This is a genomic window from Pseudomonas sp. GM60, from assembly GCF_000282415.1.
In the GTDB taxonomy this organism is placed as follows: domain Bacteria; phylum Pseudomonadota; class Gammaproteobacteria; order Pseudomonadales; family Pseudomonadaceae; genus Aquipseudomonas; species Aquipseudomonas migulae.
Window position 1 is genome coordinate 47,225 of sequence record NZ_AKJI01000049.1, and the last position, 18,617, is coordinate 65,841.

Consider the following 18,617-nt stretch of genomic DNA (forward strand, 5'->3'; position numbering starts at 1 on the left):
GCCCAATATCCCGCGATTAGATCCGCCCGGCCGGCGCATACGGCGCCGGATCAATGATCGGCGTCCTGCCCAGCATCACATCCGCAAACAACTGGCACGACGCCGGCGCCAGCACCAAACCGTTACGGTAATGCCCGCAGTTGAGCCACAACCCCTCGAAGCCCGGCACCCGGCCGATGTAGGGAATGCCCTCCGGTGAACCCGGTCGCAACCCCGCCCAATGCCCGACCACCTCGGCATCCGCCAGTGCTGGAATCAATTCCACCGCAGACGCTTTCAGGCTCTCAAGCGCATAGCCGGTCGGTGTCTTGTCGAAGCCTTCATGTTCCAGCGTGCTGCCAATCAGAATGTGTCCATCCCGGCGAGGAATCGCATAACGCCCCTTGGCCAGCACCATGCTCGGCAAGAAGTCCGCCGCGCACTTGTAAAGAATCATCTGCCCTTTCACGGGTTCAACCGGCAACGCAAGGCCCAGGCTTTTGAGCAAATCACCGCTCCAGGCACCCGCCGTCAGCACCACCTGATCACCGTGGATCGCGCCCGCCGAAGTCTGCACGCCGACGACTTTTTCGCCTTCGCGAACGAACCCACTGACTTCGCACTGCTCATGAATCGTCACGTTCGGCATCGCCAGCAAGGCAGCCTTGAGGGATTTCACCAGCCGCGGATTGCGCACGTTAGCCACGTCGGCCATGTAGATCGCGCGGGTGAAACCGCCACCCAGGACCGGCACCGCATCGTGCGCCGCCGAGATATCCACAGCCCGCAACGGACGGTTTTCCCGCTCGGCCCAGGCCAGTGCCTCGGCTTCATCGTCCAGGTCCAGCCAGTACAGGCCGGTGGTGTGCACTTCTGGATCAACCCCGGTCGCGGCAAACAGGCGCTCGCCCAGCTGTGGATAAAAGTCCTGAGACCAATGGGCGAGCGCGGTGACTGCCGGGCTGTAGCGCCATGGGTAGAGCGGCGAAACGATGCCGCCACCGGCCCAGGACGATTCCTGACCGACATTCGAACGGTCCAGCAGCACAACGCTCTGTACTTGCGACGCGAGATTGAACGCTGTCAGCAGGCCAATCACACCGCCGCCGACTATCACCACTTGCTGTTGCATGGTCATGTTCCGATCCAACCGTTAAAGAGACAGGAGGCGCAAAAGGCGCCCGAAAAAAAATCAGCGACCCCAGCAATCTTTGGTGGTCAGTCCGGCCGTCGCATTGACCATGCTTCTGACACCGGTGTTGGTGATGGTGAAATCGCCACACTTGTCAGTCGCCATGCTGCCGGCCTTGCGTGTAGCGGTCAGCAGGAAGGTCTGGTCGGTCAGGGTCGGGGTGATGGTGTAATAGTCATTACCGGCGCTCAGGCCCGTGGCACCGGTGTAGACATTACCCTTCGAGTAAAACCGTTCAAGAACCTGCGCCTGCTCGGAGAGCAGCCCGGCCACTTCAGCCCGGCGGCCCTTTTTCACGTATTCGGTGAGGCTCGGGTAGCCGATGGTGATGACGATCCCGATGATCGCAATCACGATCATGATTTCGATCAGGGTAAAACCTCGGTTGGATCTGCGCATGCCTCAACTCTCACTTACTGTATTTGTCGCCACATGATGCGACGGCTGCCACCGCCGCCCTTTTCGGTCAGCTTGGTCACCGTTGAACCTGTATCGGTTACGATCTTGCCGGTGCCGCCGTTGGTAACGGCGCTCAAGAATGGCATCCCGCTAGTGAAAATCACCCCGCTGGATATCGCATCGTTGCTGTCGACTAGCCCATCGCCAGTGGTGTCGAGCACCGCGTAGTTGAGCATCTTACCGCTGAACGCATCCAGTTCGACCAGTTTGCCAGTGCCAAAACTGGCACAAGGGTCCGTGGTGTCCACAATGGCCGTGGTAAATACGATTCGCCCCAACACCAGCGCCGCTTGGCTGATCACCCGCTCACCGGTCAATACGCTGTTGTAGACCAGCGGCAAATACCAGCCTTTCTCTGCCGGATAGGTCACTTCGTTCTGGCTGGTGGTGATGAATTGCCCCGTGCTTCCCGAGAACACACCGGTCACCGATTGGGCCTGCAAACTGGACGTGGTGATCTGTCCAGAGCCGCCGTCAGCATCCCACACCGCATAGAACGCCTGCAGATCCTTGTTGGTCTTGTCGACCGTTTCATTGAATTTGCCGGTACCGAAAAACACCACTTTGCCGCCCAGTGAATTGTCCGCCAGCAACGGCTGCGCGGTGATTGGCTGGGTGGCACCGCCCGCCGTCGTGAACAACGGCTTACCGGAAAACGCCACGCCCCAGGTGTCCGTGGTGGCGCCGCTCAAATCAAACTTCCATAACCGCCCTTTCAGGTCCCCGCCATAGGCGGCCTGCACCACATTCTGCGAGTTGACCTTGAGTTTCACCGACGACAAACCGTTGGTGGTTTCCGTACTGTCGATGACGATTTTCTTGATCAACGACCCATCGCGGATATCCACCACGTACAACGCCGCCACACCCGAATTGCTGCCGTAGCCGTTGGAGATGAATGCTGCCCAACGACCATCCGCCAAGCGTGCCACTTCCGGACGGGCGTAGGCATAACCCAGATCATTGAAAACGTTCGCCGCGTTTGCTGTGGCAGGTGCACTGATTTCCCACAACGCCTTGGTCACGTTACCGGCCGAGGCGTCAAACAGCTGCAAGGCGTAGAACGTCTTGCCGCCCGCGCCAGTTCCGCCGAGCGCCAGGGTTTTCCAGGCACTGTTGAGTTGTGCATCGAATACGCCGACCTGACCGTCGACCAGAAACTTGTGGCTGACGCCGTTGATGTAGGCGGTATCGGCGATATAGCGCAACGATGGCAAAACACTGGAGGGCATGTAGGCATAACGCCTGGCGCCGTTACCCGAGTTGATGACGCTGACAAAACCATCGTTGGCATTGACCACAAGGCTGGTGTTCATGTTGCTGGATTTGGTGGCCAGATAGGTGCTGTAGCTGGTGTCACTGACCAGATCGGATGCGGTTTTTTCCGTTGGCGAGGCCAGCACCAAAGGCGAGTTGATGATGTCGCCGAGCAACACGCTGCGAACTTTCAACCCGGTCTTGTTGGTGCCCTTGCTCCACTCCACAAGGTCGCTGCCCGTGATGCCGGTGGGCAGGCCCTGATTCAGAACGGTTTGCTGTGCCGGGGCGAAATTGGCGAAGGCCAACGTGACTGGGGCATTGCTCACGTTGTTCCACGACTGGTAAATCGGCGCTGTGGCGCCGGGCACGATGGCCGTATCAGTCGACCAGAGCACCGTGGAGGTATTGACCGAGCCGGTGGCGGTGAACCCATAAGACTTGATGGTGCCGCGCCAGTCCTTGGGGTCGTAGCCGGTCTGGTAGTAAGCGGAACCGACCCCGACGATTGCACTGCTGGTGGTGCCGCTCCCGCCGGAACCGGCTTTCGACGTGATGTCGCTGAGTGCTGATGACAACGCGGTATTCAGGCCTGCACTGTCCGTCGCCTGGTAGTACTTGCCCTGCCCGTAACCGGCGGCGTCCGACAACATCTGGTTCGCGGCGGTGAAACCCACGGTGTAGGTATTCATGTTCTGTTTGGGGAAATCTGCGGCGTTCCAGTTTTTGCCACCGGCGTCGGTACCGGTGGTACGCATATCGATGTCAAAGGCGAACTTGGCGATGTCGTCCAGGTATAACGTGTCCCCCTCGCCATCACCGGAGAGGTTGTCGCCATCGTTCGCGCTGTTGCCGTCCCAGTTCGGCAAGCGGGCGCCACCGAGCGGATCGTTGGTCGGGAAGGTACGGTCGAACGTAGGCAAGCCGTCGGTGATCACCACGCCATAGTTTTTCTGGCAGCGATACTGGATCGGGCTGGTGTAAGTGGTTGGCGTCGAGTTGTAGTACGGCGCCATGCCGCGCATGTACCGCGTGATCTCGTAATAGGTTTCCGCCAACGGGGTACTGGCGATTGCACTCAAACCATTGATCGAAGAGATCAAGGCGTTGTAGTTGGTGTCCGCCTGGGCCTGGGAAACGCTACCACTGACGGGAGACAGATCACTGACCGCGCGGGCGATAAAGCCGCCGGGGCCGGAGTTGCCACTGACAGAAGGGTTGAATGTCGCCAGGCCTATTCTCAATGAGCGGTTGCTGGTGACCAGATTGGTGGACACATCCTGCGCAACGCTGATGCGGTAATCATTAGGGATCGCACCGGTACCGGTGGTGAAATCCCTGTTCGAACCGTTGGCCAGTGTGACCAGATAAGACAGATAGTTAGCCGTATAACGCGTGTTTTCGTTGCCCACCGGGTCGGGCAGCTTCAGGCATATCGATGACAGTCCCAATAAGCCCCGATAAAAACCGTACCAGTTGCCATTGTTGGAGCAACCGCCACGATTCAGGCTCGACAAGGCGATATTGGTATCGTCCATGTCCAGGTTCTGACCAGTCAGACACGAGCTGTTCGAACTGCAATTGGCAATTTGCGGGCGACTGACCGTCGGATCGAATCCCGGCGCCCAGATGATGTTGTTCATGCTCCCCGAATCATCGATCAGCAGCATCACGTTGGGCGCAACCGCCGCAGCGCTCAACAGGGGCGAGTCCGAAGGCGTGAACGCGTACGCAGGCGCTGACAGGTAAAGACCCAATGCAATACCACTCAGAAACCGCCAGATCCCTGAGCATCTATTAGTATTTGGCATAGATGCTCTCCACCACACTGCGCACGTTGTTGCCCACGATGGCCACTGCCGTGACCCGATAAAGCGTCGCAGAGGTGTTGCTCGGCACATTCACGGCATTCAACGTGGTGCCGATGTTCTGTACCCCATAGAAACCGTTGGCGGCCGCGACCCAGGTGACCCCCGAGGATGAGTTGAGACCGGCAGCCGTGAGGGTCGATGACTCGGCGGGCGGCAAACATTGATTGCCGCTGCAAACCGGCAATGTATAGGTATCGAGCTGAACCGCACTTTCGCCGATGCGCAACGCGGCCTCGGCGATCTGGAACGACTGATTGCGCAGGGTGACGCTGCTGGCCATCTTTTCCTGCAGGGTTGCGTTCTGCATCGATGAAATGCCAATCAGCGTCAGCAACAGAAGGAACACCAGGCTGACCAGCAGCGCCATGCCGCGCTGGGCGTGAGAGGTAGCGGGAGAAAAACTCATCTGCCCTCCCCTCATGGCAAGCGGTTGCGCAAAGCGGCAACCACGTTGAATGTTTGATCGCGGACCCGGTTGTTCGGATCTTTCAGTATCAGCGTCAGGCGCACACTACGGATTCGCGCAGGGTCGGACGGGTTGGTGCTGTAACTGGAAGCGGCCGTATCGGTGGCTGACGCTGCGAGACCGAAACTCACGTCAAAGGCTTTGACGTTGTCGACAAGCACTGCCTGAGCCGGCGTGCCGATGCCACTGCCCATCGTCAATTGGCCGTTCTTGAGGCTGTAGATCAGTCGTCGAATCGGAAACGCCAATTGTCCTGTGGCGGGAGCCTGCACGTTGGGGTAAGCCATCGCTGTGGTTCGGCAATCCGAAACCACCGTCCAGGTCGGCGTACCACCACCCGCGCCGACATCGGCGGTCACCAGGGTCAGCTTGAGGTTGGCATTGTCCCAGCTGATCGGCGCTATCTGGCTGGCAGTAAAACTCGCCCCGGCGCTTGCATCAGTAATCGTCCCCAGACAACCAAACATCCCCACCATGCGGATTTCCTGAATCATTTTGCTCAGCACGAAACGCGCGTCTTCCTGCATGTTCGCCGCCGCGTTCTGGCTGACATAAGTGTTCTTGGCCGCTATGAAAATCTGCGCCACACCGAGCACCACGACCAGACTCAACGCCAACGCGATCAACATTTCGATCAGGCCGAAACCTCTGTTGAGCCGGTTCATGGTGTCGCCACCGGATCAACGGCGGCGCGACTGGTCAGCACAAAGCTGCGACGGGAATTGGCGGCATTGGCAGCCCGCGAGTCGTCCCAGGTAATGGTGATGGTGTACACCCGCTGATTAAGGGTGACGCTACCCGTAGCGGTGGCGCCGAGCATACTGACGATATTGGAGGTGAAGTCGTAGAGGTCCTGATCCCGGGCAACGTTGAGGTTGCCCGACGTCGGCGGCGTGACCGTGTAATCGGCGCCGGCGTTGGCGCGGATGCGGTCCATCATGTCGTAGGCGATAAAGCTCGCCTGGCTGGTCATCCGCGAACTGTCGGTGTACTTCAGCGCATTGAGCTGGAACGCCGCCGCCCCCAACAGGCCCACGCTCAAAATCAACAACGCCACGAGAACCTCGATCAGCGTCATGCCCTCCTGTGCACGCTTGCTCCATCCCCTCATCCGCAACTTCCACCCAATAGAATTCGTCCGTTCAAACACACATTCAGCGTCCTGCTTTGCGCCCCCAGTACGTAGCTGATCACCACCGCCGTGGACGGTGCCGACAGACCGCCCAGATTGTTGAAATCGATGGCGGTCACGCCTGAGGTTAGCGTCAGAGTCGCGCCGCTGCTCATCGCGGGAACAACCCGCAATACATTGGCCACAGTGCCAGTACTGTCATAGACCGCTAATTCCCCGGTCCAGACGCTGCCACCCGCCGTCGGCCGCACCCGAGTGGTGATGCCGCGGTCGATGGCTTCAAGCCGGGCGAAATTCAAGGCGCGCTGCAGGTCGCCGATCTCGGTGTCGGCCCTGGTGCCTTGCACCGAACGGGTAAACGCCGGTACTGCCAGGGTGATCAGAATCAAAAAGACCGCAAGCGCGACCAGCAACTCGATCAGCGTGAAACCTTTTGTACGATGATCCATCAATGCCCTCCGTTGCCGTCGGCTATACCTGCTGTTACACGCTAGAACAATCGACCCACAGGTGTCGGTTGTTTTGCCATTACTGCGCAAGGATTGCGCGGGCCACCGCACTCCAGGGAGGGAGATGTCATGCGTCAGCAGGGTTTCAGTCTGATTGAACTGCTCATGGGACTGACGATTGTCGGGATTGTTCTGCATCTGGTCAGTCCGGCGTTCGCAGCGCTCACGGAATCGAACCATCAGGAGGAGGCAGCGAAGTCACTTGTCAGTGGCATGCGCAGTGCCAGAAGCGAGGCGATCACGCGAAACCAGGCTGTCGTCATACACGGGATAAACGACGATTGGGGCCAAGGCTGGCGGATGATTCTGGATTTAAATGGCAAGGGACATGAGGACAGCAGCAATCCGCTGCTGGTCGAACGCCGAAGCGACACTCGGGTGCCGGTTGTCGGCAATCACTATGTCAGGACTTCAGTACGATTCAGCCATCTCGGCGAACCGCAGCACGGAGGCTTTCAAGCGGGGACATTGCATGTTTGCGCAAAACACGAGCCAGTGAGTCAGCACCAAGTGGTGCTGGCCCCGAGCGGTCGCGTCAGCCTGCGCAGCATCAAGGCTGTGCAGGCGTTGTGCGAGAAAGGAAAAAAATCAAAGCAGCGAACGAACGCGTAACTCTTTCGGCATGGAGAACGTGATGTTCTCCTCGCGACCCGCCAGTTCATCGGCACCGGTAGCGCCCCAGGCCTGCAACTGCTGGATCACGCCACGCACCAGTACTTCCGGTGCAGAGGCACCTGCGGTAATGCCAATGCGCTCGACACCGTCGAACCAGCTCTTTTGCAGGTCCTCGGCGCCGTCGATCAGGTAGGCCGGAGTGGCCATGCGTTCGGCCAGCTCACGCAGGCGATTGGAGTTGGAGCTGTTCGGGCTGCCGACAACCAGCACCACGTCGCATTCGTCGGCCAGCGTCTTGACGGCGTCCTGACGGTTTTGCGTGGCGTAGCAGATGTCGTCCTTGCGCGGGCCACCAATCGCCGGGAAGCGTGTACGCAGGGCGTCGATGACGCGGCTGGTATCGTCCATGGACAGGGTGGTCTGGGTCACGAACGCCAGTTTTTCGGGGTTGTTCACCTGCAAAGCGGCGACGTCTTTTTCGTCCTCGACCAGGTAAATCGCGCCGCCATTGCTGCCATCGTACTGGCCCATGGTGCCTTCGACTTCCGGGTGACCGGCGTGGCCGATGAGGATGCATTCACGGCCATCGCGGCTGTAGCGCGCGACCTCGATGTGCACTTTGGTCACCAGCGGGCAGGTGGCGTCGAATACCTTCAGGCCTCGGCCGGCGGCTTCGGTACGCACAGCCTGGGAAACGCCGTGGGCACTGAAGATCACGATGACGTCGTCCGGCACCTGATCCAGCTCTTCAACGAAGATCGCGCCGCGAGCGCGCAAGTCTTCGACGACGAATTTGTTGTGGACCACTTCGTGGCGCACATAGATCGGCGGCCCGAAAACTTCCAGGGCGCGGTTGACGATTTCGATCGCCCGGTCCACACCGGCGCAGAAGCCACGGGGGTTGGCGAGTTTGATTTGCATGCTGTGCCTCGTCTTGCCCTGTAGGAGCGAGCTTGCTCGCGAAAAACGAGTAGGCACCGCATTACTCCAGGGTATACGCGTTATCGTTAACGACCATCGCGAGCAAGCTCGCTCCTACAGAAAGCCGGTTCGTCAGTTACAGCGATTTGACGGTGATGATTTCCACGTCAAAGGTCAATGTCTTGCCGGCCAACGGATGGTTGAAGTCGATGGTCACTTGCTCGTCATCGAACTCTTTCACCACGCCAGGCAGCTCAGTATTCGCCGCATCGTTGAAGATCACCAGCAAACCCGGTGAAAGGTCCATGTCCTTGAACTGCGAACGCGGGATGATCTGCACGTTTTGCGGGTTCGGCTGACCGAAAGCGTTTTCCGGCTGAATCGTCAGCGTACGCTTGTCGCCGGCCTTGAAGCCGAACAGGGCCGCTTCGAAACCTGGCAACAGGTTACCGTCGCCGACCTGGAAGGTCGCCGGGGCTTTGTCGAAGGTGCTGTCGACGGTGTCGCCGTTCTCCAGGCGCAGTGCAAAGTGCAAGGTGACTTCCGTGTTCTGGCGAATGCGTTGCTCAGCCAATACCTGTTCAGTCATGAACTGCTTCTCCCGTCTTCTTTGATTTGAACATGTCCAGCGCCAGCATCACCGCACCCACAGTAATTGCACTGTCGGCGAAGTTGAACGCCGGGAAGTACCAGCGGTTCTGCCAATGCACCAGGATGAAATCGATCACATGGCCCAGGGCTATGCGGTCGTACAGATTGCCCAGCGCACCACCCAGCACCAGCGCCAACGCGATGGCCAGCCAGGTTTCGTTGCGCCCCAGACGCTTGAGCCACACCACCAGCACCGCACTGACCACGACCGCGATCAGAGCGAACAACCAGCGCTGCCAGCCCGAGCTGTCGGCCAGGAAGCTGAACGCCGCGCCCGTGTTGTAGGCCAGGGTCCAGCTGAAGTAATCGGGGATCACCACGATCTGCTGGTACATCTCAAGCTTGCCTTCGAAGTAAAACTTGCTGGCCTGGTCGATGACCAGGACCAGCAAACTCAACCAGAGCCAGCCCAGCCGTCCGAAACGGCCAATGGCGTTAGGCATAGTGACGAACCTCGCCAGTGCCGCTGATGTTATCGACGCAACGACCGCAGATTTCCGGATGCTCCGGGTTCACGCCGACGTCTTCACGGCAGTGCCAGCAACGGGCGCACTTGGCGAAGGCCGACTTGACGATTTTCAGCTTCAGGCCGCTGACTTCGGTGACCACTGCATCGGCCGGAGCCTGTACGAACGGCGCAACGCTGGCGGTCGAGGTGATCAGTACGAAGCGCAGTTCGTTGCTCAGCTTGGCCAGGTCGGCGCTCAGGGCGTCTTCGGCGAACAGCGTCACTTCGGCCTGCAGGTTGCCACCGACGGCTTTGGCCGCGCGCTGGATTTCCATTTCTTTGTTGACCGCGACCTTCACCGCCATGATCCGCTCCCAGTAGGCGCGGCCCAGTTCGACGTTTTCCGGCAGCTCGGTCAGGCCTTCGTACCAGGTGTTGAGCATCACCGATTCGTTACGCTCGCCCGGCAGGTATTCCCACAGTTCGTCGGCGGTGAACGCGAGGATCGGCGCGATCCAGCGCACCAGCGCTTCGGAGATGTGGTACAGCGCGGTTTGCGCCGAACGGCGGGCCTTGCTGTTGGCGCCAGTGGTGTACTGGCGGTCCTTGATGATGTCGAGGTAGAAACCGCCCAGCTCCTGCACGCAGAAGTTGTGGATCTTGGAGTAGACGTTCCAGAAGCGGTATTCGCCGTAGTGCTCTTGCAGTTCGCGTTGCAGCAGCAAGGTGCGATCCACGGCCCAACGGTCCAGCGCGAGCATTTCTTCGGCCGGCAGGATGTCGGTGGCCGGGTTGAAACCGGTCAGGTTGGAGAGCAGGAAGCGCGCGGTGTTACGGATACGCCGGTAGGCGTCCGCACTGCGTTGCAGGATCTGCTCGGAAACCGCCATTTCACCCGAGTAGTCGGTGGAAGCTACCCACAGACGCATGATGTCGGCACCCAGGGTGTCGTTGACCTTTTGCGGCGCGATCACGTTGCCCAGCGACTTGGACATCTTGCGGCCGGACTCGTCGACGGTGAAGCCGTGGGTCAGCAGCTCGCGGTATGGCGCGTGGTCGTCGATGGCGCAACCGGTCAGCAGCGACGAGTGGAACCAGCCACGGTGTTGGTCCGAGCCTTCCAGGTACAGGTCGGCGCGTGGACCGGTTTCGTGGCCCATCGGGTGCGAACCGCGCAGGACGTGCCAGTGTGTGGTGCCCGAATCGAACCAGACGTCCAGGGTGTCGCTGATCTTGTCGTACTGCGGCGCTTCGTCACCGAGCAGCTCGGCAGCGTCCATCTTGAACCAGGCTTCGATGCCTTCGACTTCAACGCGCTTGGCGACTTCTTCCATCAGCTCGGCGGTACGTGGGTGCAGCTCGCCGCTTTCCTTGTTCAGGAAGAACGGGATCGGCACGCCCCAGTTGCGCTGACGGGAGATGCACCAGTCCGGACGGTTGGCGATCATCGAGTGCAGGCGCGCCTGGCCCCAGGCCGGAACGAACTGAGTCTCTTCGATGGCTTTAAGAGCGCGCTTGCGCAGGGTGTCGCCGCTGACAGGCTCTTTGTCCATGCCGATGAACCACTGCGCAGTGGCGCGGTAGATCAGCGGGGTCTTGTGACGCCAGCAGTGCATGTAGCTGTGTTCGATGATGGTGGTGTGCAGCAGCGCACCGACTTCGGTCAGCTTGTCGACGATGGCCGGGTTGGCTTTCCAGATGAACTGGCCGCCAAAGAACTCCAGCGAAGTCGCGTATACGCCGTTGCTTTGTACCGGGTTGAGGATGTCGTCGTTGACCATGCCGTATTTCTTGCAGGTCACGAAGTCGTCCACGCCGTAGGCCGGAGCGGAGTGAACCACACCAGTGCCAGCGCCCAGCTCAACGTAGTCAGCCAGGTAAACCGGCGACAGACGGTCGTAGAACGGGTGACGGAAGTTGATCAGTTCCAGTTCTTTACCGGTGGTGGTCGCGATGACCGAACCTTCAAGGCTGTAACGGACCAGGCAGGATTCAACCAGCTCTTCAGCCAGCACCAGCAACTTGTCGCCTACATCGACCAGGGCGTAGTTGAATTCCGGGTGAACGTTCAGAGCCTGGTTGGCCGGGATGGTCCACGGGGTGGTGGTCCAGATCACGATCGAAGCAGGTTTGCCCAGCGACGGCAGACCGAAAGCGGCAGCCAGCTTGGCTTCATCGGCAATCGGGAACGCTACGTCGATGGTCGAGGACTTTTTGTTCTCGTACTCGACTTCCGCTTCAGCCAGGGCCGAACCGCAGTCGAAGCACCAGTTCACAGGCTTCAGGCCCTTGAACACAAAACCGCCCTTGACGATTTCGGCGAGTGCGCGGATTTCACCGGCCTCGTTCTTGAAGTCCATGGTCTTGTACGGGTTGGCGAAGTCGCCCAACACGCCCAGACGGATGAATTCGGATTTCTGGCCTTCGATCTGCTCGGTGGCGTAGGCACGGCACAGCTCGCGGGTCTTGTCCGCGCCCAGGTTCTTGCCGTGGGTCACTTCGACTTTGTGCTCGATTGGCAGACCGTGGCAGTCCCAGCCCGGAACATAAGGCGCGTCGAAACCCGACAGGGTTTTCGAGCGGATGATCATGTCCTTGAGGATCTTGTTCAGCGCATGACCGATGTGAATCGTGCCGTTGGCGTATGGAGGACCGTCGTGCAGAACGAACTTCGGACGATCCTTGCCAATCTCGCGCAACTTTCCGTACAGGCCAATACTGTCCCAGCGCTGCAGAATCTGCGGTTCGCGCTGTGGCAGGCCGGCCTTCATTGGGAAGGCGGTGTCCGGAAGGTTTAGCGTGGCTTTATAGTCGGTCATTTATGGCTCTTCATTAGCGATTGGCGCTAGGTGCGACAGGGCACGGGCGGCGGCGACATCCGCATTGATCGCCGTCTTAAGCGCCTCCAGAGAGGCGAAACGCTGCTCTTCACGCAGCTTGTGGTGGAAAACCACCGTCAAACGCCGGTCATACAGATCGCCGGCAAAATCTAAAAGATGTACTTCGAGGTGGGCTTTGCCATCCCCTTGGACCGTGGGCCGCACGCCGATATTGGCGACGCCTGGACAGGTCTTGCCGTCGATATCGACGTTGACCAGGTAAACCCCAGTGAGCGGCACGCGACGGCGCTTGAGTTGAATGTTGGCGGTTGGCGTACCCAACTGGCGCGCCAGTTTCTGACCATGCAGGACTCGCCCGGTAATCTGGAACGGCCGACCGAGCAGGCGTTCTGCCAAGGCAAAATCGGCAGCGGCCAGGGCATTTCGCACCTGGGTGCTGCTGACGCGAATGCCGTCCAGCTCAACGGTTTGCGCCGCTTCGACGGTGAAGCCCTGCATGACGCCGGCCTGTTGCAGGAAATCGAAATCCCCTACCCGATCACAGCCGAAGCGGAAGTCGTCACCAACCTCAAGATGCTGCACGCCGAGACCGTCCACCAGAATGGTATCAACGAATTCGCTGGCGCTGAGCTTGCTCAGGCGCTGGTTGAAAGCCAGGCACAGGACCCGGTCGACGCCTTCGTCAGCCAGCAGCTGCAGTTTGTCGCGCAGGCGCGCCAAGCGGGCCGGCGCTGTCTCCGGAGCGAAAAACTCCCGTGGCTGCGGCTCGAAAATCACCACGCAGCTGGGCACGCCCAACTCGAGCGCTCGCTCACGCAGCCTCGCCAGGATAGCCTGGTGGCCACGGTGAACACCGTCAAAGTTGCCAATAGTGGCGACACAGCCCCGATGCTGGGGGCGCAGGTTGTGGAGGCCTCGAACCAGCTGCATAACGCGCTTCTTGCTCATAAAGTGGTCGATTATAACCACACCCGGCGGCCGACGACAGGCAACACCGTAACCCAAAGTGATCGAACCGACAAAACTGCCGGCCCGCCCGTGTTTATCGAGGCAAAAGCCTCAGTTCAGCGCCTTGCGATTGAAGTCGCGCAAACGGAAGCCCATCAACAGCAACATGCCGAAATACGAGACCACGCCAGCCCCTACCAGAGCGCCCAGACGCAGGAATCGCTCAAGCATGTGGCCCTGATCCCAGGCCGGCATGAAATGCATCCCGGCCAGCAACACCGCGGACATCACCGTGACCGCTACCACCAGCTTGGCACCGAACTTCGCCCAGCCCGGCTGCGGCTGATACATCTGCTGTTTGCGCAGCTGATAGAACAACAACCCGGCGTTAAGGCAGGCACCAGCGCTGATCGCCAGAGCCAGACCGGCATGGGCCAGCGGCCCGATCAGCATCAGGTTGAACAACTGGGTAACCACCAGGGTGAAAATTGCGATTTTCACCGGCGTGCGAATGTTTTGTTGCGCATAAAAGCCCGGCGCCAGCACTTTGATCACGATAATCCCAAGCAACCCGACCGAATACGCAATGAGCGCGCGCTGAGTCATGGACGCATCGAAGGCGTTGAACTGGCCGTATTGAAACAGTGAGACCGTCAGCGGCTCAGCCAGGATCCCCAACGCCAGCGAGCACGGCAGCACCAGCACAAAGCACAGTCGCAGCCCCCAATCGAGAATCCGCGAATACTCTGCGCGATCCTTGCTGGCGTAGGTCTTGGCCAGGGTCGGCAACAGGATCGTGCCCAACGCCACACCCAGCACGCCGGACGGCAACTCCATCAGTCGGTCGGCGTAATACATCCACGACACCGAACCGGCGACCAGGAACGAGGCAAAAATGGTGTTGATGATCAGCGAAATCTGGCTCACCGAAACGCCGAGAATCGCCGGCAGCATCTGTTTCATGACCCGCCACACGCCACTGTCACGCAGGTTCAGGCGTGGCAGCACCAGCATGCCGATCTTTTTCAGGTGCGGCAGTTGATAGAGCAACTGCGCCAGACCACCCGCCAGCACCGCCCAACCCAGCGCCATGACCGGCGGATCGAAATACGGTGTCAGGAACACCGCAAAGATGATCATGCTGACGTTGAGCAAGGTCGGCACGAAGGCCGGCACCGAGAAGCGGTTATAGGTGTTGAGGATCGCCCCGGCCAATGAAGACAGGGAGATCAGCAATATGTAAGGGAATGTCACTCGCAACAGACTGGAGGTCAGCTCGAATTTTTCCGGGGTATCGGTGAAACCGGGCGCGGTCACCCAGATGACCCACGGTGCAGCGAGCATGCCCAACGCAGTGACCACTGCCAACGCCAGGGTCAGCAGTCCGGAGACGTAAGCAATAAAGGTTCGTGTCGCCTCTTCGCCTTGCTGGCTTTTATATTCAGCAAGAATCGGCACAAACGCCTGGGAAAACGCCCCTTCGGCGAAGATCCGGCGCAGCAGATTGGGCAGTTTGAAGGCGATAAAGAAGGCGTCGGTGGCCATTCCCGCACCAAAAATACGCGCAATGAGGGTGTCACGGACGAACCCCAGAATCCGGGAAAGCATCGTGATAGAGCTGACGGCGGCCAACGATTTGAGCAGATTCATTGAAAGAGTTTGTGCCTGTCGATAAACAGCAGGCGAACAAAGCGCCCACTTATGCGATACTCCGCGCCGCAGCAGCACAGAGCCAAAGCTCGCGAGTTTACAGGTCAAGCGCCGGAAATAAATATCCCGCCTCTTTATACCTACCACTTAGCGGAACGTCTCAACCGCCCTTGACAAGACATCAACTCATCGGCATGATTCGCGGCCTATTTTGTTTGCTATTTCCTAAAAAGTCTTTCGAGGAGCTCGACGGTGGCCAACACACCTTCCGCCAAAAAACGTGCAAAACAGGCTGAGAAGCGTCGCAGCCACAACGCCAGCCTGCGTTCCATGGTTCGTACCTACATCAAGAATGTAGTTAAAGCCATCGACGCAAAAGACGCTGAAAAAGCTCAAGCTGCTTACGTTCTGGCCGTGCCAGTTATCGACCGTATGGCCGATAAAGGCATCATCCACAAGAACAAGGCTGCTCGCCATAAGAGCCGCCTGAATGGCCACGTCAAGGCTCTGAACCTTGCTGCTGCCTAAGTAACACGCTTGTTAAAAAACCGACCTCAGGGTCGGTTTTTTATTGCCTGCGATTTGTGCTGCACGCCTGAAATCTCATTGAAACTGATCGCCAGCAAGCCGGCTCCTACAGGTATTGCGCAATCCTTGTAAGAGCCGGCTTGCTGGCGATAGCGGCCTTCAGATCACTGATGCGCCCAAGGCAGGATAGGAATCGCCGTCACCGCATTCTGCGGACTGCCTTCGATCAAGCGATCGCTGTACACCAGATACACCAGCGTATTGCGCTTCTTGTCGAGGAAACGCACCACCTGCATGGTCTTGAAGACTAGCGAAGTACGCTCCTTGAACACTTCTTCGCCATCCTTCAACTCACCCTTGAAGTTGATCGGACCAACCTGACGGCACGCAATGGACGCTTCCGCCCGATCTTCAGCCAAGCCCAAACCACCCTTCACACCGCCCGTCTTAGCCCGAGACAGGTAGCACGTCACCCCTTCGACCTTCGGATCATCAAATGCCTCGACGACGATGCGGTCGTTCGGGCCGACGAATTTAAACACCGTCGACACCTGACCAATCTCCTCGGCCGAAGCCAGCAGCGGCATTGCCAACAGCAAGCCCAACAATCCTTTTGCCACGCGCATTCAAATATTCCTTCAAACCAGGATCAGGTTATCGCGATGAACCAGTTCCGGCTCCGCCATGTAACCCAACAAACCGACAATCGCCTCAGACGACTGACCGATGATTTTTTGTGCTTCCAGCGCGCTGTAGTTGGCCAGGCCACGGGCGATTTCACGACCGTCCGGCGCGACGCACACCACCATTTCACCGCGACGGAAACTGCCCTGAACCAGTTTGACACCCACCGGCAGCAGACTTTTATTGCCCTGGGACAAGGCCGTCACCGCACCGGCATCCAGCACCAGCGTGCCGCGAGTTTGCAGATGCCCGGCCAGCCATTGCTTGCGCGCCGCCAGCATGCCGCGCTCCGGCGACAGCAAGGTGCCGATGCGCTCGCCGGCCTTCAGGCGATCCAGCACACGCTCAAGGCGCCCACCGACGATGATGGTGTGCGCACCTGAACGGGCCGCCAAGCGCGCCGCACGCAACTTGGTCTGCATGCCGCCACGACCCAACGCACCACCGGTACCGCCCGCCACCGCATCCAGCGCCGGATCATCAGCGCGCGCTTCGTAAATCAGCTTGGCATCAGGGTTGTTGCGCGGATCGGCGTCGAACATGCCGTCGCGATCCGTCAGGATCACCAGCAAATCAGCCTCGACCAGGTTGGCCACCAGCGCCGCGAGCGTATCGTTGTCGCCGAAACGGATTTCGTCGGTGACCACGGTGTCGTTTTCGTTGATCACCGGGATCACTTTCAACTCGACCAAGGCACGCAAGGTGCTGCGGGCATTCAGGTAGCGCTTGCGGTCGGACAGATCGTCATGAGTCAGAAGAATCTGCGCAGTGTGCCGGCCATGCTCGGCAAAGCTCGACTCCCACGCCTGAACCAGACCCATCTGGCCGATGGCGGCAGCTGCCTGCAATTCGTGCATTGCACTGGGTCGCACGGTCCAGCCCAGACGGCTCATGCCCGCCGCTACCGCCCCGGAGGACACCAGCACCAGCTCGACGCCCGCCTCATGCAAGGCCACCATCTGTTCGACCCAGACACCCATTGCCGCGCGATCCAGGCCCTTGCCGTCCGCCGTCAGCAACGCGCTGCCGATTTTCACGACCCAACGCTGCGCACCTGTCACCTTGCTCCGCATCATCTTCAACCTTAGCTTGAGGGCAGCACGACCTGGCACTGCCCGTGACGTTAATCGTGGCTATTTGTTACTAACAATCGATTTCCAGATACTAAAACGCCGCTCCAGGGAGCGGCGTTCAAGTTTATCGCAACAGATCAGTCGCGCACGTAAATGATTTCCGGACCGTCTTCGTCATCCACATCTTCTTCGTCCCAATCATCGTCACCGATGTCATGGACCGACTTCACGCCGCTGCGACGCAGGGCACGCTGGTCATCCAGGGCCTGCAACTGAGCGCGCGCTTCGTCTTCGATGCGCTGATCGAGATCGGCCAGCTCTTCCTTGTAAGCCGGGTCGTTCGCCAGACGGTCAGCACGATCTTCCATGTAACGCATGATGTCGTGGCACAGGCGCTCGGTACCGAGCTTGGAGATGGCGGAGATCACATAAACCGGACCGGTCCACTCCAGGCGATCAACGATTTCCTTGACGCGAGCATCGTGCTCTTCTTCAAGGATCTGGTCGCACTTGTTCAGTACCAGCCAGCGATCACGTTCAGCCAGGGACGGGCTGAACTTGGTCAGCTCGCTGACGATCACTTCAGCCGCATCCGGAGCGCTGGTGTCATCCAGCGGCGCCATGTCCACGAGGTGCAGCAGCAAACGGGTACGCGCCAAGTGCTTGAGGAAACGAATCCCCAGGCCAGCGCCGTCAGAGGCACCTTCGATCAGGCCTGGAATGTCCGCAACCACGAAGCTTTTCCAGCGATCGACGCTGACCACACCCAGGTTCGGCACCAGCGTGGTGAACGGGTAGTCGGCGACTTTCGGCTTGGCGGCCGATACCGAGCGAATGAAGGTACTTTTGCCAGCATTCGGCAAACCCAGCAGACCAACGTCCGCCAACACCTTCATTTCCAGCTTCAGGTCACGCGCCTCACCCGGCTTACCCGGAGTGGTCTGACGCGGAGCGCGGTTGGTACTGGATTTGAAACGGGTGTTACCCAGACCGTGCCAGCCGCCATGGGCCACCAGCAGCTTTTGACCAGCCTTGGTCAGGTCACCGATCACTTCTTGAGTGGCAGCGTCGATAACTGTGGTGCCGACCGGCACACGCAGCACCAGCTCTTCACCTTTCTTACCGGTGCAGTCGGTGCTGCCACCGTTGGAACCGCGCTCGGCATCAAAATGCCGGGTGTAACGGTAGTCCACCAGGGTGTTGAGGTTTTCATCGGCGATCATGTAGACCGAGCCACCATCACCACCGTCGCCGCCGTTCGGGCCGCCGTTTTCGATGAATTTCTCGCGACGGAAGCTCATGCAACCGTTGCCGCCGTCACCGGCCTTTACTCGAATCGATACTTCATCAACAAACTTCATAACAAAACGCCTCTCGCCATACGGACGAGCCGA

General features: G+C 59.3%; 18 protein-coding genes. 2 read left to right on the forward strand and 16 right to left on the reverse strand.

Annotated elements, in window-relative coordinates; translation table 11 throughout:
* Window positions 1-16: 16 nt before the first annotated feature.
* From thiO to PMI32_RS16090, 7 genes are read right to left on the reverse strand one after another with little or no spacing between them, the layout of a single operon-like run.
* Window positions 17-1,117, reverse strand: a complete 1,101-nt coding sequence (gene thiO, locus PMI32_RS16120; protein ID WP_008028800.1) for a glycine oxidase ThiO — start codon at window positions 1,115-1,117, stop codon at window positions 17-19.
* 54 nt (window positions 1,118-1,171) lie between these two features.
* The gene (locus PMI32_RS16115; protein ID WP_008028801.1) at window positions 1,172-1,570 is read right to left on the reverse strand and encodes a type IV pilin protein; all 399 of its coding nucleotides are present in this window, start codon (window positions 1,568-1,570) and stop codon (window positions 1,172-1,174) included.
* Between the two features lie 14 nt (window positions 1,571-1,584).
* Window positions 1,585-4,698, reverse strand: a complete 3,114-nt coding sequence (locus PMI32_RS16110; protein WP_008028803.1) for a pilus assembly protein — start codon at window positions 4,696-4,698, stop codon at window positions 1,585-1,587.
* Complete coding sequence (locus tag PMI32_RS16105) at window positions 4,685-5,164, reverse strand: pilus assembly PilX family protein (protein ID WP_008028805.1); 480 nt, start codon at window positions 5,162-5,164, stop codon at window positions 4,685-4,687. The genes PMI32_RS16110 and PMI32_RS16105 overlap by 14 nt, the downstream gene beginning before the upstream one ends.
* Before the next feature lie 11 nt (window positions 5,165-5,175).
* On the reverse strand, window positions 5,176-5,889 hold the full coding sequence (locus PMI32_RS16100; RefSeq protein WP_008028806.1) for a PilW family protein: 714 nt from the start codon (window positions 5,887-5,889) through the stop codon (window positions 5,176-5,178).
* Complete coding sequence (gene pilV, locus PMI32_RS16095; RefSeq protein WP_008028808.1) at window positions 5,886-6,335, reverse strand: type IV pilus modification protein PilV; 450 nt, start codon at window positions 6,333-6,335, stop codon at window positions 5,886-5,888. The genes PMI32_RS16100 and pilV overlap by 4 nt, the downstream gene beginning before the upstream one ends.
* Window positions 6,332-6,805 (reverse strand): GspH/FimT family pseudopilin, encoded by a 474-nt coding sequence (locus PMI32_RS16090; RefSeq protein WP_008028811.1) that lies wholly within the window; start codon window positions 6,803-6,805, stop codon window positions 6,332-6,334. Before PMI32_RS16090 ends, pilV begins: the two co-directional genes overlap by 4 nt.
* Window positions 6,806-6,934: 129 nt before the next feature.
* Here PMI32_RS16090 and PMI32_RS16085 point away from each other — a divergent pair, with 129 nt between their 5' ends.
* Entirely contained in the window at window positions 6,935-7,477 is a 543-nt protein-coding gene (locus PMI32_RS16085; RefSeq protein ID WP_008028813.1) for a GspH/FimT family pseudopilin, read from the forward strand.
* On the opposite strand, the gene ispH is transcribed toward PMI32_RS16085, so the two are convergent.
* From ispH to murJ, 6 genes are all read right to left on the reverse strand, one after another.
* Entirely contained in the window at window positions 7,454-8,401 is a 948-nt protein-coding gene (gene ispH / locus PMI32_RS16080; RefSeq protein ID WP_008028815.1) for a 4-hydroxy-3-methylbut-2-enyl diphosphate reductase, read from the reverse strand. The genes PMI32_RS16085 and ispH overlap by 24 nt on opposite strands.
* A gap of 136 nt (window positions 8,402-8,537) precedes the next feature.
* Window positions 8,538-8,975 (reverse strand): FKBP-type peptidyl-prolyl cis-trans isomerase, encoded by a 438-nt coding sequence (gene fkpB, locus PMI32_RS16075; RefSeq protein WP_177318884.1) that lies wholly within the window; start codon window positions 8,973-8,975, stop codon window positions 8,538-8,540.
* A gap of 7 nt (window positions 8,976-8,982) precedes the next feature.
* Window positions 8,983-9,495: a signal peptidase II gene (gene lspA, locus PMI32_RS16070; protein WP_008028819.1), complete on the reverse strand. Its 513-nt coding sequence runs from the start codon at window positions 9,493-9,495 to the stop codon at window positions 8,983-8,985.
* On the reverse strand, window positions 9,488-12,319 hold the full coding sequence (gene ileS / locus PMI32_RS16065; RefSeq protein ID WP_008028820.1) for an isoleucine--tRNA ligase: 2,832 nt from the start codon (window positions 12,317-12,319) through the stop codon (window positions 9,488-9,490). The genes lspA and ileS overlap by 8 nt, the downstream gene beginning before the upstream one ends.
* Entirely contained in the window at window positions 12,320-13,270 is a 951-nt protein-coding gene (gene ribF, locus PMI32_RS16060; protein ID WP_008028822.1) for a bifunctional riboflavin kinase/FAD synthetase, read from the reverse strand.
* Between the two features lie 129 nt (window positions 13,271-13,399).
* Entirely contained in the window at window positions 13,400-14,938 is a 1,539-nt protein-coding gene (gene murJ, locus PMI32_RS16055) for a murein biosynthesis integral membrane protein MurJ (protein WP_008028823.1), read from the reverse strand.
* Between the two features lie 252 nt (window positions 14,939-15,190).
* On the opposite strand from murJ, the gene rpsT reads away from it, so the two are divergent.
* Window positions 15,191-15,466 (forward strand): 30S ribosomal protein S20, encoded by a 276-nt coding sequence (rpsT, locus tag PMI32_RS16050; RefSeq protein WP_008028826.1) that lies wholly within the window; start codon window positions 15,191-15,193, stop codon window positions 15,464-15,466.
* 164 nt (window positions 15,467-15,630) lie between these two features.
* On the opposite strand, the gene PMI32_RS16045 is transcribed toward rpsT, so the two are convergent.
* The 3 genes from PMI32_RS16045 to cgtA form a co-directional block, all read right to left on the reverse strand.
* Window positions 15,631-16,092 (reverse strand): CreA family protein, encoded by a 462-nt coding sequence (locus PMI32_RS16045; protein ID WP_008028828.1) that lies wholly within the window; start codon window positions 16,090-16,092, stop codon window positions 15,631-15,633.
* Window positions 16,093-16,104: 12 nt separating this feature from the next.
* On the reverse strand, window positions 16,105-17,223 hold the full coding sequence (gene proB / locus PMI32_RS16040; protein ID WP_017340857.1) for a glutamate 5-kinase: 1,119 nt from the start codon (window positions 17,221-17,223) through the stop codon (window positions 16,105-16,107).
* 137 nt (window positions 17,224-17,360) lie between these two features.
* On the reverse strand, window positions 17,361-18,584 hold the full coding sequence (cgtA, locus tag PMI32_RS16035; protein WP_008028831.1) for an Obg family GTPase CgtA: 1,224 nt from the start codon (window positions 18,582-18,584) through the stop codon (window positions 17,361-17,363).
* Between the last annotated feature and the right edge of the window lie 33 nt (window positions 18,585-18,617).